At 28.1% G+C, this 22,135-nt stretch carries 17 protein-coding genes and 1 other annotated feature; of the genes, 2 read left to right on the forward strand and 15 right to left on the reverse strand.

The window, feature by feature from the left end; all coding sequences use genetic code 11:
• Positions 1-11: 11 nt before the first annotated feature.
• The 5 genes from BMY82_RS04345 to BMY82_RS04365 form a co-directional block, all read right to left on the reverse strand.
• On the reverse strand, positions 12-449 hold the full coding sequence (locus BMY82_RS04345) for a GAF domain-containing protein (RefSeq protein WP_091975074.1): 438 nt from the start codon (positions 447-449) through the stop codon (positions 12-14).
• A gap of 237 nt (positions 450-686) precedes the next feature.
• On the reverse strand, positions 687-1,436 hold the full coding sequence (locus BMY82_RS04350; RefSeq protein ID WP_091975076.1) for a TRM11 family SAM-dependent methyltransferase: 750 nt from the start codon (positions 1,434-1,436) through the stop codon (positions 687-689).
• A gap of 21 nt (positions 1,437-1,457) precedes the next feature.
• Positions 1,458-2,309: a type II restriction endonuclease gene (locus BMY82_RS04355; RefSeq protein ID WP_091975078.1), complete on the reverse strand. Its 852-nt coding sequence runs from the start codon at positions 2,307-2,309 to the stop codon at positions 1,458-1,460.
• 9 nt (positions 2,310-2,318) lie between these two features.
• On the reverse strand, positions 2,319-3,221 hold the full coding sequence (locus BMY82_RS04360; protein WP_207645477.1) for a DNA adenine methylase: 903 nt from the start codon (positions 3,219-3,221) through the stop codon (positions 2,319-2,321).
• A 106-nt stretch (positions 3,222-3,327) separates the two neighbouring features.
• Complete coding sequence (locus BMY82_RS04365; RefSeq protein WP_180366729.1) at positions 3,328-4,521, reverse strand: DNA methyltransferase; 1,194 nt, start codon at positions 4,519-4,521, stop codon at positions 3,328-3,330.
• Positions 4,522-4,773: 252 nt separating this feature from the next.
• Between BMY82_RS04365 and BMY82_RS04370 the strand changes: the two genes are divergently transcribed.
• Together BMY82_RS04370 and BMY82_RS04375 are read left to right on the forward strand one after the other, a co-directional pair.
• Positions 4,774-6,129 carry a hypothetical protein gene (locus BMY82_RS04370; protein ID WP_091975084.1) on the forward strand — a complete coding sequence of 452 codons (1,356 nt, stop codon included), beginning with the start codon at positions 4,774-4,776 and terminating at the stop codon, positions 6,127-6,129.
• A 185-nt stretch (positions 6,130-6,314) separates the two neighbouring features.
• A complete protein-coding gene (locus tag BMY82_RS04375; protein ID WP_180366730.1) occupies positions 6,315-7,163 on the forward strand; it encodes an FUSC family protein in 849 nt (282 codons plus the stop codon).
• Between the two features lie 297 nt (positions 7,164-7,460).
• Here the strand turns inward: BMY82_RS04375 and BMY82_RS04380 are convergent, their stop codons facing one another.
• From BMY82_RS04380 to gadC, 10 genes are all read right to left on the reverse strand, one after another.
• Positions 7,461-10,805 carry a cell wall-binding repeat-containing protein gene (locus tag BMY82_RS04380; RefSeq protein ID WP_091975088.1) on the reverse strand — a complete coding sequence of 1,115 codons (3,345 nt, stop codon included), beginning with the start codon at positions 10,803-10,805 and terminating at the stop codon, positions 7,461-7,463.
• Between the two features lie 177 nt (positions 10,806-10,982).
• The gene (locus tag BMY82_RS04385; protein ID WP_091975090.1) at positions 10,983-12,113 is read right to left on the reverse strand and encodes a DegT/DnrJ/EryC1/StrS family aminotransferase; all 1,131 of its coding nucleotides are present in this window, start codon (positions 12,111-12,113) and stop codon (positions 10,983-10,985) included.
• Positions 12,114-12,310: 197 nt separating this feature from the next.
• Entirely contained in the window at positions 12,311-13,099 is a 789-nt protein-coding gene (locus BMY82_RS04390; protein WP_242938910.1) for a histidinol-phosphatase, read from the reverse strand.
• A 174-nt stretch (positions 13,100-13,273) separates the two neighbouring features.
• Positions 13,274-14,653: an argininosuccinate lyase gene (gene argH, locus BMY82_RS04395; RefSeq protein ID WP_091975094.1), complete on the reverse strand. Its 1,380-nt coding sequence runs from the start codon at positions 14,651-14,653 to the stop codon at positions 13,274-13,276.
• A 39-nt stretch (positions 14,654-14,692) separates the two neighbouring features.
• Positions 14,693-15,901, reverse strand: a complete 1,209-nt coding sequence (locus tag BMY82_RS04400) for an argininosuccinate synthase (protein WP_091975096.1) — start codon at positions 15,899-15,901, stop codon at positions 14,693-14,695.
• Positions 15,902-16,140: 239 nt separating this feature from the next.
• Positions 16,141-16,346, reverse strand: a binding site (T-box leader).
• A 48-nt stretch (positions 16,347-16,394) separates the two neighbouring features.
• On the reverse strand, positions 16,395-17,021 hold the full coding sequence (locus tag BMY82_RS04405; protein WP_091975098.1) for an SdpI family protein: 627 nt from the start codon (positions 17,019-17,021) through the stop codon (positions 16,395-16,397).
• Positions 17,008-17,289, reverse strand: a complete 282-nt coding sequence (locus BMY82_RS04410) for an autorepressor SdpR family transcription factor (protein WP_091975100.1) — start codon at positions 17,287-17,289, stop codon at positions 17,008-17,010. The genes BMY82_RS04405 and BMY82_RS04410 overlap by 14 nt, the downstream gene beginning before the upstream one ends.
• Positions 17,290-17,522: 233 nt before the next feature.
• Positions 17,523-18,914, reverse strand: a complete 1,392-nt coding sequence (locus tag BMY82_RS04415) for a glutamate decarboxylase (protein ID WP_091975102.1) — start codon at positions 18,912-18,914, stop codon at positions 17,523-17,525.
• A 15-nt stretch (positions 18,915-18,929) separates the two neighbouring features.
• Entirely contained in the window at positions 18,930-19,856 is a 927-nt protein-coding gene (gene glsA, locus BMY82_RS04420) for a glutaminase A (protein ID WP_091975105.1), read from the reverse strand.
• 17 nt (positions 19,857-19,873) lie between these two features.
• Positions 19,874-21,433 (reverse strand): glutamine/gamma-aminobutyrate antiporter GadC, encoded by a 1,560-nt coding sequence (gene gadC / locus BMY82_RS04425; protein WP_091975107.1) that lies wholly within the window; start codon positions 21,431-21,433, stop codon positions 19,874-19,876.
• Between the last annotated feature and the right edge of the window lie 702 nt (positions 21,434-22,135).

Here is a 22,135-nt window from a genome sequence, read left to right on the forward strand (position 1 = left end):
TAAATTATATTTTAAAGTTTCTCAGCAAAATTTTCTGCAACTCTTTCTATAAACTTTTTATCATCTTCACTGAAATTAGCAAATTCAAAAGAATCAATATCTATTACAGCAAAGAGCTTTTCATTTTTTATTACAGGAACTACAAGCTCGCTATTTGAAGCACTATCACAAGCTATATGATCTTGAAATTTATGAACATCATCAACAATTATACTCTCCTTATTTCTAGCGCAATATCCACATACACCTCTATCAAGATTTATTCTATAACATGCAACTTTTCCTTGAAAAGGACCTAATATCAGTTCCCCATCTTTCATAATATAAAATCCTGCCCAGTTTAGATTTTTCATATTTTCATAAATAAATGCCGATGTATTCGACATAATTGCTATAATATCACTTTCATTTTCTATTAAAGCTCTGTATTGTTTTAACAATGTGTTCATAACGACCTCCTGTATTTTTTATTATATATCTTAAAGTTTTTACTTATTATAAGTATATAATATATCTAGAAATATTTCACTACTTTATAAATATAAGCTCTATTAAAATATTATTAATATTTATTTCCTTTTATACCCATAATTTAAATTTAAATTCAAAAAGGCTATGATAAAGTAATCTAATCTTTACTTTATCATAGCCTTTTTATCTTTATTTATAAAAAATTATTTATTATATCAATGTACTTTTTTAAAAATAAATAAATACTCATGAGATAATAATAAAAAATTATATTTTAAGCTTTTTTCTACCCACATTTCTGTTTTTCTACAATTGTGTTGTTCTTTTACTATAATTTCCTTTAAAGTAAATCCATTTTTTATAAAAATATTCATCACAGAATAGCCCAATGGCTGTACAAATCCATTTTTTCTTATGTCTCCCATTAATATCGCACAATACTTATTTTCTTTTAGAACTCTATACGATTCTTTTGCCACATAATCCATTTGGTCTAAAAATACTTCTACTGTCATAGTAGAAAGATCATGTTTAGTATCTCTGCTATACTGTATTATATTCGCATAAGGTGGATGAGTACATATTAAATCAACACTTCTATCCTTTATAAAGTATAAATTTCTGGCATCTCCTTTTAATATTTCAACAAATGATAAACCTCTACTATAAAATGCCGTTTTTTCTTTGCACGTTCTTAAAGCTATATCATTTATATCAACACCAATAATACTTCTATTTAACAATTTCGCTTCGATTAATGTTGTTCCTCCACCAGCAAATTGATCAAGCACAACATCATGCTGTTTTGAATATCGTAAAATTATATTTCTAGGAATATATGGAGACCAATTCCCTCTCCAGCTATTGTCATGTGTTGCCCAATTTCCTCTTTCTGGAAAATTCCATACACTTTTTAATTCCAAATTAAAGTTTTCTGGCTCCCATTTTATTTTTTTTTCTTTCAATACAGTCCACCTCAATTAAATTTATAACTTATTTAACACACCTTCCTGTAAATCATTTATGTTGAATAGTAATTCTAGTTCTTCAAATGTTTCTCTCAAATTATTTCTTGCTGACTTCCAACCTTTTCCATCTGTTATCCACATAAATTTAAATCCATCTATATTTTTAGCTTCTTGAGTTATCTGTTTGTAGCTCCTAGCTGTTTCATTTAATTTAGAACCACCGCTTGCATAAAAATTTGTTTCTATACCATATACCGTGTTATTTCTTTTAATTACAAAATCAAATCTTTTAACTGTTTTACCATTATTTGAAATTGTGGATAAATTTATTTTGAATTTTTCTTCTATTTCCTTAATACTCATTTCTTTAAAATATGTTTTATTCTTTATAAATCCAGCTTTTTCTATGTATCGTTCTACAAGATTTTCCATTTGATGACCGCCTCTATTTTTTCTGCCATTTGAATTTAATCCAGTTTCAACTCCTAAAACATAGTCTACTAAATTATTAACTATTTTTCGGGAAATTAAATCAAATAAACCTGTTTTTTTCATAAAAATTTTATATTGTTCTAAAGTTTGATTTTTTTTATTAAAGTTATAAATATATGCACCTAAATCATCCTGAGCATATATTTCCGTATTTCTCACCGCAAGCAAAATAGGTATGCATTTCAAGGTTTCTGGATAATGTAAAATAATACGTTCAAAATCATTTTCTATATCCTTTGAACCAACTAATGAATTCAATATATTCAATTCAATTTTTATCTCCTCAACATTTTCATACACTTTTTTAAAATCTATATAATAATCATATCCTGATATACTTTCTCTAAAATTATTTAGCCAATCATCAAAATTTCTCACTATTTCCCCCTATCTATCTACTTTAAAATTAGACACTAATATTTCTTTAATTGCTCCTCTATTAGATGATTTAGAGTTAATAACCCTCTTTGCTTCTATTCTTTCTATATTATAATCACTGTATAAATCGTCAAAAAATTCATCATTTTCATCTATATTTTTAGGATCTGAATTACTTAAAATTACAAAAGCTCCCTTTTTATCTAACTCTCTATAAAACTTTGCCAATTCAATCTGTTCATTATCATTAAAATCATTTTTAGAATATGATTTAAAACTGGATGTATTATTTAGCGGTCTATATGGTGGATCAATATAAACAAATGTTTTTTCATCTACCAAATCAATGCATTCTCTATAGTCAGAATTTTTTATTTCAATATTACTTAAACTTTTAGATACATTTCTTAAATTCATACTATCACATATTTTAGGATTTTTATATGATCCTATTGGAACATTAAACTTTCCCTTCTTATTTACTCTATATAGACCATTAAAACATGTTTTATTTAAAAATAAAAATAACGCAGCTTTTTTTACTTTATTTTTTTCACTTAAAATTTCATCATTATACTGTTCTCTTATTTTATAAAAATATTCTTTTCTCCCTATTTCATCAAGAGAAATATATTCTGCTTGCATTTTTTCGAGAATAAGTATTAAATTTTCAACATCATCTCTTATTATTACATACGTATTAATTAATTCTTCATTTATATCACTAATATATATTTTTTTAAAACTATACTCACCCAATAAATCAAATAAAACTGCCCCTCCTCCTATAAAAGGTTCAATATATTTATCTATTTTATATTTTTTCATTGGATATCTTTGTTTAATCGTTTCTACAAGTTGTCCTTTTCCACCAGCCCACTTTATAAATGGCTTTATATCATTTTTTTTCATATATACTCCTATAATATTATTTAAATTTACTTTCATACCTCTTTATAGATTATATTCTATTTAATAAAGAATATCAATTTTTCAACTCTATTACTATATAGTCATTTTACTTTTTTGTTATATCTTTATTTTGATTTTTTATCCTTGTTTTCGCTATTTGAATATATGTTTTGTCTACTTCTATCCCAATATACTTTCTGTTATATTTTTTAGATACAACACCTGCCGTACCTGAACCAGAAAATGGATCTAAAATAATATCATTTTCATTTGTAGAAGCTAAAATTATTTTTTCTAGCAAATACTCTGGTTTTTGAGTTGGATGTTTTCCCTCTTTTTTTTCTGTTGGTTTCGTAAGACTACCTGACCACACATCTTTCATTTGCTTTCCTCCATTTTTTTCCTTCATTAACTTATAATTGAATGTATATTTGGAAGAATTATCTTTTTTTGCCCATAAAATAGTTTCCGTTGAATGTGTAAAACACTTACAAGATAAATTAGGTGGTGGATTAGTTTTTTGCCAAGTTATGTTATTTATTATTTTAAAACCTTCTTCTTCTAATGCCATACCTACAGAATATATATTGTGAAATGTACCACTTACCCAAATTGTTCCATTATCTTTTAAACATTTTTTACATAATTTTATCCATTTTTTATTAAATTCGTGTTTTTTATTTATATCTATATATTTATCCCATTTACCTTTGTTTACTGAAACCATTTTTCCCGAACTACATGATATACCTCCATTACTTAAAAAATATGGTGGATCTACAAATATCATATCTATGCTTTCTTTTTTTATATTTTCTAAAATCTCAAAACAATCTCCTAAAATTAATTTCTCATTTTTTGTTTCATAATAAAAGTTCACTTCTTCATTAAACATACTATTTAACTTTTCTTTATTATTCAGTGTATTGATACTCTTTATTATTTCTATATCTGCGTCTATCCAGTCTACTTTTTCTAGCTCTTCTTTTTTTAACCATTTCATATCCATATGTTCCAAAAGAGAGATTTCTCCTTCTACTATATTTGCATAATATGTACTCATTGTTAGATGAAAATCTAGATAGTCGTAATCTACAGTTAATATAAAGTCCTTTACTTTAACTTCTATGTCTAGTTCTTCTTTAATTTCTCTTTTTAATGCTTCCTCATGAGTTTCCCCATTTTTTATTTTTCCACCTGGAAATTCCCACTTCCCTTTAAACTCTCCATATCCCCTTTGAGTTGCAAGTATTAAACCATCTTTTTCAATGACTGCCGCCACTACTTCTATTTTTTTCAAATTATCACTCCTATTTTTCATAGTATTTAATACCGAATTTTAAATTTAAAATTAAAACTTCTATACTTTATATATTATATCAAAGATTTTAATTGTTTTTAAAAACTTCATTCGTATTTATATATAATATAAAATATTTATGCTTATATATATTTATAAACTTTTTATAATATGATTGTTAATTAAGTGTTTTTTATCTAAATATGTTCTATAATATATGTATAACTAAAATTTCTTATAGAGGAGATTTCTATGAACTTTTTTATTTTTATGGCTGAGGCCTTTTCAGAAGGTGCTGTTATTATGCCCAATATTGTTTTTGCAAGTCTTTTTTTTAATCACTTTGGAGAGTATGAGTATATTTTACCTTTTGTTTTACTTTATGCTTTTGAAAAAGCTGGTACTTTTGCTATACAGGGATTTGGTAAAATCTGCAACCCCTATAAAATTCTTAAAATAGCCATCTCTATTGCTGTTTTAGGTTCTTTTTTGAGTTTCTTTAGCTCTATAGACCCTATTTTTTATAGTATTTCTGCTTCTTTAATTGGGGTTGGGCTCTCTGTATATATTCCTTTTTATAAAACGGTAAAAGATTCTTTAAAAAGAGAGAATAAATGGAAATATAAAAAATCATCACTAAAAGGATATATTTTTTTAGCTTTATTTATGATATTTTCTATAATATTTAAAAAAATAAATATCAATTTCGTTTTTCTTATTTTTGCTATTTCAATATCCTTTAGTGCATGTTTCATCTTTAACTTGGACATCTCTAATAGTTTTAAAAGTAATAAAATGTTTATTCCTCACGGACTTGCTTTTAGATATTTTTTACCTAGTATTTTTATATTTATACTGACATTTTTTACTGTTGCCTTAAAGCAAACTTCTAATCTATCATATATTGCTTATATGCTTATTGCCTTTTGCCTTCTTATACTAACAGATCTTTTTTATAAAAAGAAAAAATATAAGATACAATCCATACAATCAATTTGGTATGGCGCTAGTAGAAATTTTTTTACAATTTATAGCTTAATTTATTTTTCTGCAATTGGAAAGTATAAATATGTAAGCTTATCATATTTTATGATAGCTTTATCTCTTATTATTTCAAATTTATTAAAAACTTTTTTAATAAAAAAACTTCCTAACAGAAATATAGAAATACTATGTATCATAGCTACAATGTTAAGCTTAACTATAGTTTTAATTCCAAATTGCTACCTACTTGGTGTTTTATTTTCTTGCACATTCATATCTATTGGTAACAATTTGGCACTTGATTCTTACTTGAATGATGACGACTTTAATATTTATGAAAGAAGACTTGTCAAATCCAGGTTTTATAGCCTTGGAGCAGTATTGCAACAATTTTTTTTAATGATTATTCTTGTCATACTTTCAAAAGATTTTTATAGTGATTCTAGATTTCTAATTTCAAGCTACATATTCTCTTCTGGGAACTTTAGTCTTGAGCATGTATTTTTTATTACTAGATTGATTTGTGTTATCGCTATATGGTTTTTCGCTTTTTATTTGCTTATAAAAATGTTTACAATAAAAAAATTGAAATATTTTAAAAATAAGCTATTGAAAAAAAAATAAAAAAATGGTATAGTATTTGCTAGTAAAAAAGGAGTTGGTAATATATGAAAGAAAATACTAATAGAAAATCTTTTTTAATTACTTTTTTAAACAATGTTAAAATGTTTGTTTTTATGATGATTTTCATATTAACTTTTATAAAGATTTTTGGTCAGGAGAATACCCTAATAATTGTATCAATTTATGTGGGTTTAGTTATGTTTCCTGCTTGTGATACTGGAATGACAAAGAAAGCTATGATGGCAGTCATTGCCTTTTGCTATATAGGTTCTACAATAATGGCTCAACTAAATACTATTTCACCTTGGATTGCACTACCTTTTAATTTGGTGTTTGTATTTTTAGTTATGGCAGCTACTAGCGAACCTACTTACTTAAAGATGAATGTTATAATGCTTCTTCCATTCATATTTAATGAATCAGTCCCAGTTGATTTTGACGGGTTTAAAATAAGAATGGCAGCTACATTAATAGGTACATTTATTATTATGGTATGTACTTATATACAATGGACTAAAAAGGGATATGGAGCAGATGGTTCAAGGACACTTGTAGAGCAACTTCGCAAAGGTCTTAAACACGTTAATACTGCACTTAGAATGACCCTTGGGGTTTCATTTGCATTGATACTTTCTACTATACTAAAAAGCCAAAAACCACTTTGGATTACAATTGTAGTAGTCTCTCTTACACAATTTACTTCACAAGAGATGATTTCTAGAATTAAATACAGAGTAATGGGAACAATATTAGGTTCTATATTTTTTGTTATAGCGTTTAGATATATACTTCCTATTGAATCTGGTATAGTTGTAGTATTTTTATTTAACTTTATAGGATCTTTCCTTGATGAATACAAGTATAAACAATTTATAAATACAGTGTCGGCTATCAATGCCTCTTTGATTATTTTTAACACAGATAGAGCTATTGTAGGACGATTTACGGGGCTTTTAATTGGTATACTTATAGTTTGTCTACTATACCTTCTAGAAAAGCTCATTATAGCTAAATTTAAAAAAACAGCAAATTAATAAATTATATATTCTATTTTAACAAAGAAGCAGCAAATTTGCTGCTTCTTTGTTAAAATGCACCGCATATTTATAACTTTTTGCCTCTTCAACATCCACCTGATTTTTCAAAAATCTTTAGTATAAAGTTCAATATTTTTTTCATAGTATTCCTCTTTTCAAATTATAACTTCTATAAACTACTCTTTCCTTTAGAGATACCCCTTTTTTCAATAAAAAATCCGGTTTTCATTTTTAATAAATTATAAATAAAGTAAATTAAAAATACTACCACCTTATACTAACATATAAATTTTTCTATTTTAATTTTATAATTAAGTTTATTTTCCCTTCTATATGTGAAGGTTGTCCATAATATCCATTATTATATTGATATTCATTATTTTCTTCATCGTAATTTAAAGCAAATTTAACTATATTATTATTTTCACTTATTGTAATGTTACTTATATCAATTTCTATCTTGTCATTTTTGAAATTCACATTTTTATTTTTGCCTATGGATATATACTTTCCATCAGCATATTTAAGTTTATTATCTACTATTATTATTTTATTTTCTTTTATTTCATCTTTTGTTACCTCATACTCTAAATCTAAATTCTCGAAAAATTCTTCTCTAGGATTATTCTCTTCTAAATCACTTACTATTTTGTTCTCTGGTCTTATCAAATTATACTGTAACCAATTAAAATCCTCAGTGTTTATTTTTCCAACACACAGATGATTAATATTTTTCATTTTCTTTATAGAATCCATATAATTATTTTCTAAAGGATTTCCCTGTAATCTTAATCTATATAGATTAAGATTTTCTATTCCATCTATATTTTTAATTTTGTTATCTTCTGCTAGCAAAGCTTCCAATTCATTAAGATTATAAAGTGGTTTCAAAGTTGTTATATTGTTTCCATACACATACAATGTTCTTAAATTTTTAAGATTCTCAAATCCATTTAAGTTTGATATTTTATTATTTTCTAAATCCAATCTCTCTAATGTATCAATACCTATAATATTAAATACACTGTATATATTATTTTCCTCTAATGATAAATTTTTCAGCTTAAGATCTTTAATACCAGATATATCGCTAGTATTTGTTGCATTCATCCTAAAATCCTCAAGATCTTTATTATTTCCTAAAGAGCTTAAATCTACAGCCCCTGATTTGTTTAACTCTTTATAATCTTGATTAATATAATATAATTTTTTTAATTTTTTACAAGAACTTAAAAAATCAAAATTTTTTAACTCTCTTTTTAACTCCTTATTGTTTAGCATACATTGAAATTCTTCAAGATTAGTTGCATACTTAAGAGGATCTACAAGTTTATCATTAACATCCCTGTCGACTACAGTAAATACTCTAAGTTTTTTCATGTCTCCTTTTGTTATTTTAGTGTTATAATCAATCTTTTTATAATCTATAGATGCTTCATCAGTTAAATTTACATATTTTTTTTCAGTTTTATTATATTTATTTAAAAGATCCACATAGAATTTTTTCGTTTCCATATCCATTTTTATTTCAGTTTTGTCACTTATGTGTTTTTGATTAATTTTTATACCTAAAAAATTCCATGCATATTCTTCTGTTTTTCCAGTAAATCCTAATTCTTGATTTCTATCTTCATCTGTGTTATTTGGAAGTATATTTATTATAAATTGATCTTTATATTCATCATAGGATATACTTTTTATAATGGATTTTATTATTCTTTCATTCTCAAATACATCTGTATTTCCGGAATTAAGACTATTTTTTATTTTTGCATCAAACTCTGTAAAGAAAGTCGGAATTTCATACATTTCCATTGCTATTTTCTTTAATCCCTTACTTGGGTTTTTGATAACAATTTCTCCTCCTTCTGGAGGAATCTCATACTTCTTATTTATATCATAATTTTGTCCAAAAAATCCACAGTTCCCATATCCTATTTGAGAAATTTCAATTATTTTATTTTGAATTTTTGTATAATCATCTATATTATTATTACTAAAATCCACCATCTTAAGATTAGGCATTTCATTAAGAACATCTATATTTTTCAAATGATTTGCTGAAACATCTAAAAACTCTAGTGATTTTAAATTTTTTAAAGAAGATATATCTGAAATACCATTTTTACCATTATTATCTACATTGTAATGTATGTCTAAATATTTAAGTTTTTTTAACTTACTTAAAGGAGTTATATCCGTTATCAGATTATTATACAATTTTAAATGATTCAATTCTGTTAACCCAGAAAGAGCATTTATATCTTTAATTCTATTTCTGTCAATTTCTATATATCTAAGTTTTTTTAAATTTTTAAGAGGTTTTATATTCTCTATTTCACACTCAGAAATCTCTATTGCTTCTAAATTTTTAGCATATTGTATTCCTTCTATGCTCTTCATTCCTCTTGAAACCATCCATTTACTATCAATTTTTTTCATTGGTATAATTTCTTCTCTTTTTTGATTTGGCTTAATATTTGTTATGTCAACTGTATTAGGTCCATATACACTTAATTGTTTAAGTTTTAACATATCATTTTTACTTATTTTCTGATTATCACTTCTTTTAGGATCTATATTTTTATTTAAAACTTTTAAAAATAATTTGTCTGGAATATCTATATACTCTTCTTTAGAATTAGACTTAGATGAAGTATTTTTATTTTCATCAGAAATTTCATTTATTTTTAATTTATTTTCAATACTTTTATTTACACTGTTTTCTCCACCAACAATAAATATTTTTCTTCCATACTTAGTAAATCCTATCTTCTTTATTGAATCTGGACTTGAAAATATAATTGGACAGCTTTTATTTAATGACAATGGTATTGATGATAACGCATCTGGATAATTTATACCACTTGTTATTATTAAATATCTCATATTTTCAAGAGTTTTTCCATTGTTTTTACAAAATTCTTCTCCTATTTTCTCAGCAGTTTCATACCTATCATTTCCCGATATTCTTGTACTTTTTATCTTTCTTTTAAACTTATTAGATATAGAATTTTCTCCACCAAATAATATCACCTTTTTATTATCCAATACAAATTCTAATTTATTACTTATATTTTCACCATTTGATAATATTAGAATTCCATTTTCTTGATTTAAATAAGGTATTGCTGCTAAAGAGTCAGAAAATTTATGCCCATTTGATACACCTACAGTCTCTATATTTCTATTTCTACTAATCCTTCTGTAAACTTCTAAGGATGTTTCTTCTCTATCCTTCCCATATATTCTCGATACTGAAAAATTTTTGTTTAAGTTATCTTCAACAGAATCTGATACAGAATTTTTACCACCTACAATAACGACCTCATTAACATTTAGACGCTTTAACTCATTAAAAACTTCCTTATTTAATTTGTCTTTTTGAGTCATAAACAAAGGAATATTTTCAGTCATAGAAATATTTCCTCCAGATAATGCATCTGGATAATCTTCTCCACTTACAATAATCGCCTTTTTTGACTTCGAATAAATCTTTTTACTCAATTCTACCCCTGTGTTATAGCGATCCACACCACCGATTCTTTCAATATTGTCACTTTTATCTGCATAAACATTCAAATTCAAACATAACATTACTGAAACAACAATAGCACTTACAATAAATTTTTTATTCATTTTTTCCCCCCATATTTTATATTTGATTTAATTTTACCAAGCTTTTAAATTTAAAACAAATATAAAATATCTATTAGTTTTTATTATCAAATAGTTTTTTTAAATAGTTATTTATGCAGTATTTTTTTAATATAAAAAGAGGCTAGTTTAAAAAGCCTCTTTTTTATAAACACTTATTTATTTTCTTTTTTCTAATACAGCTTTTCTTATAGTTTCAATTACTAATTCCTGTTCATCTTCTCTCAAATACGGAGAAAATGGTATACAAATATTACAATCGGCATATCTGTCTGAATTTGTAAAATCCCCTTCCGAAAATTCTTCAAATACTTTCATTTTGTGCATTCCCTTAGGATAATATATCATCGCAGGAATTTCATTCTCTTTCAATTTCTCTATTATATAATTTCTTTCTTCATTGTTTCTTGCAAGAACTGCATATTGAGCATATGCACTTTTTGCACCCTCTTCTAATTCTTGTATTTCGAGTATATCCTTTAAAGAATCATCATACTTCTTGGCTATATTTTGTCTTGTCTCTAATTCTTTGTCAAATAAATCAAATTTATGAAGAAGAACTGCTGCTTGAATTGTATTTATTCTTGATCCAATTCCTATTCTTATATTATCATATTTTTCCTTGCCCTTTCCATGAGCTTTATAAGATTCAAGAAGTTTTACCATTTCTTCGTCATTGGTAAATATAGCTCCACCATCACCATAACATCCTAAAGGCTTTGTTGGGAAAAAGCTTGTACATGCTATATCACCAAAAGCTCCACATTTTTTTCCTTTGTATGTTGAACCAAAGCTTTGAGCAGCGTCTTCAATAAGTATAACATCATGTTTTTTACATATTTCAGATATCTCATCTAGGGCTGCGGGATTTCCCAAAAAGTCTACTGCTACTACTGCCTTCGCCTTCAATTTTCCTTCTTTTTTTACTTTTAATATCGCTTCTTCCAATTTTCGAGGATCCATGTTGTATGTCTTTGAATCTATATCTACAAAAACTGGACTTGCTCCTATTATACAACCAGGATCAACTGAAGCAATATAAGTCATATCAGGACAGAATATTGCATCTCCCTTTCCTACTCCATATACAAGAAATGAGAGCATAAGAGCATCAGTACCACTTCCACAAGAAACACAATATTTAGTTCCCACATAATCAGCTAATTTTTTTTCTAATTCTTTTATTTCTTCTCCATTTAAAAATCTAGCATCTGCCATAATTTCTGCAATATGCTCATCTATTTCTTTTTTTAAAATCTTATACTGTCTTTTTAAATTATTAAACTCCATATAAACTCTCCTTATTATATATTTTTATAAATATTTAAAAATACCCTCTATCTTAAATCATACTTTTCAATAGAAGAAACTTCAAGAAGTAATCGCTAAAAAAGACTCTTTCAAGCGTTTTTTCAAAATTGTATCGATTCACTTTCTTAATATATCAATAAGGTCTTAATAACTGTTCTCTATTATGTTCTTTTATTTTACTTTCTTTTTTTAATTATGTATTCTTCTAAAGGCTCTCTTAAGCCATAGCTTTTTGCCCATTTTCTTATATCATTTTCCAATTCTCTTTTTTCAAGAACTTTGGGATTGTGAGCATCATAACCGATTACTATTGTTGGATTTACTTCTGCCAAGATCTCTATTGTCTTACTGTGTGGATAAATATATGACTTATATCCATCATATTCTTTTATTCCATAGGCAGCTCCCTTAAGATTCAATTCTACCGGCAAATCGTATACTTTTGCGCATGATGCAATTTCTTTTACAACAGATTTACAAGTATCATTAAAGTCATATCTTCCCAACATAAAATAATCTATATGAGCAACATAATCTGCAACTTTGTTTTCTATAGATTCACAAATATACTTACAATATAGTTTTGCATCTTCATCACTACATACAATATCTACATCTCTTCCATTTTTATCTAGGCTATGTTCTCCAACTATCAAATAATCATACTTTTCTTTTAGCTCTAAGAAATAATTTTTCAAATCCGGGAAATATTCTATCTCAAGACCTCTGTATATTTCAATCTTGTCTTTATACATTTCTTTTGCCCTATTAATGCTATCAAAGTATTCATCCATTTCACCAACTTGTATTCTACCTGGAGAACATTCCCAATCTTCATAAGCACAATGTTCTGAAAATCCTAAATGCTTAAATCCATTTTTCAAAGCAGTTTCTATATAGTCTATTTCATCTCCAACTGCATGTTTACACCTATATGTATGTGTATGATAATTAAAGTTCTGCATATTTACCTCCAATTTATAATTATTATATTCTCTTTTCATATCATACTACACTATAAGCTTTTACATATCCTTAACTAAATAATTCAGTAACTATTTAAATAATCAACTGAAATTTTCATATATTTTCTATAAAATTCAACTCTTAAAAAGAGGCTTATAATAAGCCTCTTTTTCTTATATTTTCTCTATATATTTTTTCATTTCTTCTATAGATTTCAAAACTTGATTAGAGCTTGTTCCTCCAATAGAGTTTCTGAGTTCACAGCAATTTTTTATATCTATAAAATCATAAAGATCTTCTTCTATTATAGAATTAAATTCTTTAAATTTATCGATATCTACATCCTCTATATTGATGTTTTTTTCAATGCAATAATGTACTATTTCTCCAGTAACTTTATGGGCATCTCTAAATGCCATTCCTTTTTTCACTAGATAGTCAGCAAAGTCAGTCGCATTAGTAAATCCACCTTTTGCAGCATTTTCCATATTTTTGTCACATATTTTCATAGTCTTAACCATTGGAATCATAATTTTAATACATTTTATCCAAGTTTCAGCTCCATCAAATAAACATTCTTTATCTTCCTGCATATCTTTATTATAGGCTAGTGGGAGTCCTTTCATCAAAGTCAATATATTGATCAAATCTCCATATACCCTAGCCGTCTTCCCCCTTACCAACTCTGCTGCATCTGGATTCTTTTTCTGTGGCATCATAGAGCTTCCTGTGCTATATTGATCATCCATCTCTACAAAATGAAATTCCTGACTTGACCATATAATTAACTCTTCACACATTCTGCTTAAATGCATCATTCCAACACTTGCATTGCCTAAAAAATCTATAATAAAATCTCTATCACTTACACCATCAATAGAATTCATACAAATTTGGTCAAATCCCAACATATTTGCAATCATCTGTCTATCTATGGGAAATGTAGTTCCTGAAAGAGCTCCACTACCTAAAGGCAGTACATTATGTATAGATAACCAAGATTTTAATCTTTCTATGTCTCTTTTCGCCATTTGTGCATATGCCATTATATTATGAGAAAATAGTATAGCCTGTGCTCTTTGTAAGTGAGTATAGCCTGGCATTATCACGTCTATATTTTTTTCTGAAATCTCTATTAGTGTTTCTAACCATTCTTTTAAAAGTCCTATTATTTCCTCAACTTGATCTCTGGCATACATCCTTACATCCAATGCTACTTGGTCATTTCTACTTCTTGCTGTATGAAGTTTCTTTCCCGTATCACCTATTTTTTCTGTCAATAATACTTCTATATTCATATGTATATCTTCATGCTCTGTTTTAAACTCTACATTTCCTGATTCTATATCTAGCTTAATTTCTTTCAATGCCTTTACTATCTCTTTTGCCTCGTCTTTAGATATAATTCCTACTTTTCCCAACATACTTGCATGAGCAATACTTCCCAAAATATCATATTCATATAGTTTCGAATCGAATTCTATAGATGAATTAAAGTCCTCCATCAAGCTACTTGTATTTTTTTGAAATCTTCCTCCCCAAAGTTTTTCCATAAAACTACTCCTTTTTTGATTTTGTTTTTTCCTCATCATTTATTTAATTCCATTCTTTTTCTTCATCATTGAATTAACCTTCAAAGGTAAACCAAATAGATTAATAAAGCCTTCTGCATCAGCCTGATTATATATGTCATCTTCTCCAAAAGTAGCCAAATCTTCGCTATATAAAGAGTATGGTGAAGTCATTCCAACTGATATACAATTTCCTTTATATAATTTCATTTTTACAATACCTGTACAAGTTTTCTGTGTACTGTCTATAAATTCATCAAGCGCTTCTTTAAGCGGTGTAAACCAAAGACCATCATACAACAATTCTGAATACTTAATCGCTACATGAGATTTAAATGATAGTGTATCTCTATCTAAAGTAAGAGATTCTAGACAAGTATGTGCTTCCATAAGCAAAGTTCCTCCTGGAGTTTCATATACTCCTCTGGATTTCATTCCTACTAATCTATTCTCTACCATATCTAATATTCCTATACCATGCTTTGCCGCTATATTATTAGCATACTCCAACAATTCCAATGCCTTCATCTTTTTTCCATTTATAGCAACTGCTACACCCTTTTCAAACTCTATCTCTACATATTCCGGAGTCTCTGCTGCATTTTCTGGTGTTTGAGATATTAAGCACAAATCTTTTATTGGTTCATTTGCCGGATTTTCAAGATCTCCACCTTCATGGCTAAGATGTAAAACATTTCTATCCATACTATACGGACGTTTTTTTGTAACACCAATTTCAATATTATGCTTTTTAGCATAATCAATTGCATCTTCACGAGATTTTATATCCCATACTCTCCATGGAGCAATTATTTTTATATCTGGATTCAAGGCTTTTATAGCTAATTCAAATCTAACTTGATCATTTCCTTTTCCTGTTGCACCATGACAAATGTATTTTGCACCTTCTTTTTCAGCAACTTCTACTAAAGCCTTAGATATCAAAGGTCTAGCAACAGAAGTTCCCAAAAGATACTTTCCTTCGTACTTTGCAGAAGATTTTATTAACTTCCAAACGTAATTTTCTACAAACTCTTCCTTCAAATCCACTATATAACATTTTGATGCTCCACTTTTTAGAGCTTTTTCATATACTTCACTTGTTTCGTCACCTTGACCAACATCTCCACAAACAGCTATTACTTCTGCATTTTTATAATTTTCCTTCAACCAAGGTATTATTACTGATGTATCTAATCCACCTGAATATGCTAAAACTATTTTTTCCATTGTTTTTCCTCTTTTCATACATATATTTTTATATGTCCTAGGACTAACTTATTTGCAAATTAAAATTACTATAATTATATAAAGGCCTATAAAAAAAGTCTCTTGAGCATATGCCCAAGAGACGAATTATCGCGTTACCACTCTTATTGATAAACTATCATTATAGATAAAAACAAAATTATTCACCATTATACACATATCCGGATTGTGTGTATAAAAAAAGTCTCTTGGGCATATGCCCAAGAGACGAATAATCCGCGTTACCACTCTTTTTGATAGATAGTCTATCCACTCAAACCCTTAAGGCGGGAAACCTGCTAAAGTACTTTAGTTTCATCTAGCAACCTCCGAAGCTCTCTTCACTTCAAACTTCAATACTAGGCTCACACCAACTCCTAGCTCGCTGAAAATCCATCTGCGCTACTTTCTTCATCACCGGTTATTATTAATTTATAATCAATTATATATGTATTCAAATGAATTGTCAATAACTTTATATATTTTTTCTAATAGCAAATGAATATGCTATCGGTAAAAACATTGAAATCATTACAATAAAAAATATATACATATGGTTAAATCCACACAAAGATAATACTATTGATAAGAAACCAGAAAGCACATATAGCTTGCCTGCAAATCTGTGTGTTTTATTCCAATTTTTTTCACTTTTCATGGTCCAAGCTACTCTAATTCCTACAGTTCCATTTTGTTTACACTTTGGTAAATAATTTCCTATTAACACCTGAATAATTGATACCAACAAAATAGCAATCATCGGTATATTGATATTATATCCTAATGCTTTCATATATATACTTCCCATAACAATACATGAAATAACAGGTATTATCCAGAATAATATATTTTTCATCTTTTTGCTTACTTTGTCCTCTCTTTTATCCATAGATGTTGCAAAATAAGATATGGTATGGGCAGCCAAAAGAATCAGTGGTATAAAAAAAACTGTAAAACTTTTACTATTAAACTGATTTGCCACTCCATTCATCGCAAAGTGAGTTGCTATTGAATTTGGAAGTTTATTCCAAATTAATAAACCTGCTATAGTTGGAAGAATTGTAATAATCGATGTTATCAAAAAAACTTTATTTTTTTTCATTTTTCTTATCTCCTTTCAGATCTGATAACCAGCACATAATTTCTTCAATTACTGATGTATTTAGTTCATAAAATATATAGTTTTTTACCTTGTATTCTACAATAAGGTCCGCTTTTTTCAATATTTTCAGATGATATGATATTGTAGCAGCAGTCATATCAAAATGTTTTGCAATATCCCCTGCAGACATCTTACCGTCCTTAAGCATATTTAGAATTTCCCTTCTTATAGGATCAGAAAAAGCTTTAAACGTTTCAGCAAATCCCAAAATACCTCACCTCCACAAATCTATTTAGAAATATATCTAAATAGATTGTAACACCAAAATAACAAATAAACAATAACTATTTAGAAAAATTTCTAAATAGTTATATATTTTCCAAGACAAAATATCTACACATACTAATATAAATAATTACATAACTTTAATAGAAATACTTACATAAAAAAATGCTGATAGCATTTATGCTATCAGCATTTTATATCTATTTAAATTTTAATCTAGTGCTTAAATCCGCCGTGATTCTTTTCATCTAAAGATTTTGTAGGCTTGTGAGTCTTTAATTCTTCTATTGATTTCTTTATGTCTCTTACCAAGATGCAAGCCATGTCGTATCCGAATCCCTGTCTTACTAATACTCTCTGAACTACTACTTCCTGAGCATTAGCTGGTAATGAATATGCTGGAACCTGCCATCCTCTTACTCTTAATTTGTCCGCTAAGTCATAAAGGTTAAATCCAAGATCTACTCCTTCTTTAAACTTCCAAGCTGTTGCTGGTATACCTTCTTCTGGTCTTCCGTAGTTAATTATATCAAATATTCCTAGGCTTTCCATTTCTTTTGCAATATACTGAGCTGTATCATAGCAATTAGAATGAATCTTTCTATATCCTTCTTTACCTAATCTTAAGAATAGATAGTACTGAGATATAATCTGTCCTGCTGGTCTTGAGAAGTTAATCTGGAATACTGGCATATCTCCACCTAAGTAATTTACATGGAAAACTAAATCTTCTGGTAAGTACTTCTTATCTCTCCATACTACCCAGCCCACACCTAATGGTGCTAATCCAAATTTATGTCCTGAAGCACTGATAGATTTAACTCTCTTTAATCTAAAGTCCCACTTGATGTCTGGTGCACAGAACGGAGCTAAGAATCCACCACTTGCAGCATCTACATGAAGATCTATATCAAGACCAGTTTTTTCTTCGTATTCATCTAGAGCCTTGCAAAGATCTTCTATCGGTTCATATTTTCCTGTAAAAGTTAGTCCAAAAGTAGATACAACACCTATAGTATTTTCATCTAAGTATTCTAGCATAGACTTTGGATCCATATAGAATCTATCTTTTTCCATAGGTATCTGACGTATTTCTATATTCCAATATCTACAGAATTTTTCCCATACAACTTGTACTGGACCACAAACTAGGTTTGGCTTATCAAATGGCTTACCTTCCTTCTTTCTCTTTTCTCTCCATCTCCATAACATAGCCATACCACCAAGCATACAAGCTTCTGATGATCCTATTCCTGAAGTTCCTATTGGTTCTTCATCTTCTGATGGATTCCATAAATCAGCTAATATATTTACACATCTTCTTTCAATCTCAGCAGTCTGTGGGTATTCATCTTTGTCTATAAGGTTTTTATTTATTGATATATCCATAAGTTCGTGAACTTGTTTTTCTTCCCATGTCTGGCAAAAAGTTGCTAAGTTCTGTCTAGCATTGCCATCTAAAAATAATTCATCTTTTACAACTTCTAATATTGCATCTGGGTTATTTTCTTTCTCCGGCATTTTGTTTTTTGGAAGTTCTAAGTCTCCCATTCTACTACCATATATACTATCAAAAGTTTCGTTATTATCTTTTACATGTAAAGCCATTTTTATCCATCCCTTCTACTTATTATATATATTATAATTTAATTCTTTTGCTAAATGCTTAATCATCTTGATTCCCTTAACACTATTTCCATACTTGTTTAAAGGTGGTGAGAAAGCAGCTATTCCCAATACTCCTGGTACTACAGCTAATAAACCTCCACCTACGCCACTTTTGGCAGGTAATCCTACAGTATATGCAAAGTCTCCTGATTCTTCATATAAACCTTCCATTGTCATTTCAGCTAAAATATGAGAAATATGACTTTCTTTTATTACCTGTTCTTTCGTAATTGGATTTTTGCCCTTATTGGCTAAAGTAGCTGCTAAAGTAGCTAAATCTTTTGATGAAACTAAAGTAGAGCACTGTCTTGTATAAACCTCACAAGCTTCCATTGGATCAGAAAACATCTGTTGAGCTGAATATAACAACCATGCGATTCCTCTATTATGGAAATTCGTTGTTTGCTCAGATTTATTAACTTCATCTGATAACTCAACTTTATCACTCATCATTTTCTTTTGGAAATCTAAAATTCTTTTCCATCTTTCTTCCTTACTGTTAGCTTTTATTATACTAGTAGTAGCCATAGCACCTGCATTTACAAGTGGTGTTAGTGGCTTATCTTTGTGTAGCTCTAAAGCTATAACAGAATTAAATGGTAATCCAGTTGGACTATCTCCAATCTTCTGTCTAACTTTTTCAGGACCTAAATCCTCCATTGCAAGAGCTAATGTGCAAACTTTTGAAATAGACTCAATTGCAAATCTATACTCATCATCACCTGCTGAAAAAACTTCTCCTTCTTTAGTTACAACAGTAAGTGCACATAAATTAGGATCAACTTCTGCTAAGTATGGTATATAAGAAGCATTCTTGCCTTCCTTGATACCCTTATATTTTTCAACAGAATTAAGTATAGCCTGCATAATATTGCTATCCATAATATCGCCTCTCTCATTTATTTTTTAAGCATTTTCTGTTTTTTAGCTTCTCTATGTCTATGAACTAATTCTTCTGTATCAGATTCTGAGCTATTTGGTACACCTGGATGAACATTTTCTATCTGCCATGTAAATGGAGCAAAATCTGAATTTTCATCTTTCCAATGATCCTTTCTACATGCAAATATTATAAATGGTATCGCACAGAATACAATCATTAAAACTATTAATATTGTTACATAAGTTACTGGACTTCCTACCTTAATTTGTCCTGGTGGTATAAAACTAAAGATTAAAGCTGTTGCGGAACCTATAAAACCTAAACCGGCAAATATCCACATACCAACATTTCCACCTGGAATGGTATATGGTCTTGGTCTATTTGGCTGACTATATCTTAAATGAATTGCTGATGCAAACATAAGTAGATACATTATTAGGTACAATATTGTAGTCAGCTGACTCATAATCTGATAAGCAGCTTGAACAGATGGTAAAACTACAAATAATATTGATAACAATGTTACTAACATACCTTGGAATAATAAAAGATGTGTCGCTACACCATGTTCATTAGTATGATGCCACCATCTTGGTAGATAACCTGCTTTACCTATTGTAAGCATACCAGCTGATGGACCAGAAACCCAAGTTACTATACCAGCCAAAACGCCTATTGCCAATGCACATGCTATCACTGGAGCCAAGAAAGGTACACCAGCCCATTCAAACATCTTATAATAAGTTATAAGCAAACTCTGAGTCAAACTTATATCTTTTTGTGGAATTACAAACGCTATTGCCAATGTTCCTAGTACGAATATTGTTACAGTACCTATTGCTGCAATAAATATTGCCAATGGATAAGTTTTCTTTGGATTATCAACTTCTGTAACATGTATCGCATTCATTTCCATACCTGCATAGAAAAGGAATATACTCGCTGCCAAAACTATATTGTCAAACTTAGTAAAGTCTGGAAGCACATCCTTCCATGCGATCTCTATCTGAGGAGTTTGGCCTGAAAATACAAATGCAAATCCCAATACAATCAAAATAATTGCTGGAATTATTGTACCTATAATTCCACCCCACTTAGATACTTTTGCAAAAGCTTGAGTACCCTTCGTAGCTATAAAGGTTGCCCCCCAATAAATAATTAAAACTATTGCTAATACAAAGAGCTTATTGGATGACAAAGCTGTAGCTTGAGCTGTATTCGGATTCATAAATGCTAAAGAAACTGCTCCAAATGTAAGTGCAGTTGGAAACCAAATAGTTACCTCAGACCATAATAAAAACATTGCTAAAAATGCTAGCCTTGGTCCAAAAGCTTCACCAACCCATCTAAAAACTCCACCCTTTTGAGGATATGTAGAAGCCAACTCAGCTGCTACTAGAGATACTGGTATTAAGAACATTATAGCTGCAAATATATAGTAAAAGATCGAACTTAAACCATATTCGGCCTCTGCTGGTAGTCCTCTCAAACTAACAACAGCCACAATATTCATCATAACCAAACTCATCAAAGACAAGTTTTTAGATGAACTTTGATTACCTTCACCCTTTTTCATATTAAACACTCCTTCCAAATAAAATAATTTTATTATTTCTATAATCTATTATAAAAATCTAAATTTAATATCTAGATTTAATATTGGAAAATATGTGCTAGCCTAAAAATAAGGTTTTATTACAAATGCATTTGATAATTATATCGTTATATATTGAAATATCTTTCTAGAAGATTACATTAATTATACTACTTTTATTAAAATATGTTCTTTTTTTTTGAAATTTTATTATACAAAAAATCTATAATTAAAATGCAATTTATTAATTTCATAAATAAATGATTTGATAAATTAAATTCTATTAATTTAAATGAATTTTTCAATTTTTTCTAATTAACTTTTTTTTAAATATTTTCTAAAAAATGAATTACTGCAAAAATTTTATTATTCAAATACTATATTTTTTCTAATTAAACTTTTAAAAAATAGTGTTTGAAATTAACTAAATGATTATAAATTAAAATATTTAATTATTTTTATTAAAACTACCATTAAAAATATTGTAGCTTTAAAACTTAAATATTGTTTTCTTTTAATTTTATTTATAAGAACTTGAATAAATTCCGATTGTCAATTTCTGAATACAATTATATTATTAATTCAAAAAATAAACAACGATTTTAATTATTAAATATCTAAAATTTTTCTAAAAGTTTTAAAAATGCATTTACAGAGTTTCTTTAGTCATAGATATTTTAAAAA

It is taken from the genome of Peptostreptococcus russellii (genome assembly GCF_900110295.1).
In the GTDB taxonomy this organism is placed as follows: Bacteria; Bacillota; Clostridia; order Peptostreptococcales; family Peptostreptococcaceae; genus Peptostreptococcus; species Peptostreptococcus russellii_A.

Bases quoted from the DNA above. Each gene is read 5' to 3' on its own strand.
- BMY82_RS04345 (WP_091975074.1), bottom strand. From the start codon at position 449: ATGAACACATTGTTAAAACAATACAGAGCTTTAATAGAAAATGAAAGT.
- BMY82_RS04360 (WP_207645477.1), bottom strand. From the start codon at position 3,221: ATGAAAAAAAATGATATAAAGCCATTTATAAAGTGGGCTGGTGGAAAA.
- BMY82_RS04370 (WP_091975084.1), top strand. From the start codon at position 4,774: ATGAACTTTTTTATTTTTATGGCTGAGGCCTTTTCAGAAGGTGCTGTT.
- BMY82_RS04380 (WP_091975088.1), bottom strand. From the start codon at position 10,805: ATGAATAAAAAATTTATTGTAAGTGCTATTGTTGTTTCAGTAATGTTA.
- BMY82_RS04385 (WP_091975090.1), bottom strand. From the start codon at position 12,113: ATGGAGTTTAATAATTTAAAAAGACAGTATAAGATTTTAAAAAAAGAA.
- BMY82_RS04390 (WP_242938910.1), bottom strand. From the start codon at position 13,099: ATGCAGAACTTTAATTATCATACACATACATATAGGTGTAAACATGCA.
- argH (WP_091975094.1), bottom strand. From the start codon at position 14,653: ATGGAAAAACTTTGGGGAGGAAGATTTCAAAAAAATACAAGTAGCTTG.
- BMY82_RS04400 (WP_091975096.1), bottom strand. From the start codon at position 15,901: ATGGAAAAAATAGTTTTAGCATATTCAGGTGGATTAGATACATCAGTA.
- BMY82_RS04405 (WP_091975098.1), bottom strand. From the start codon at position 17,021: ATGAAAAAAAATAAAGTTTTTTTGATAACATCGATTATTACAATTCTT.
- BMY82_RS04415 (WP_091975102.1), bottom strand. From the start codon at position 18,914: ATGGCTTTACATGTAAAAGATAATAACGAAACTTTTGATAGTATATAT.
- glsA (WP_091975105.1), bottom strand. From the start codon at position 19,856: ATGGATAGCAATATTATGCAGGCTATACTTAATTCTGTTGAAAAATAT.
- gadC (WP_091975107.1), bottom strand. From the start codon at position 21,433: ATGAAAAAGGGTGAAGGTAATCAAAGTTCATCTAAAAACTTGTCTTTG.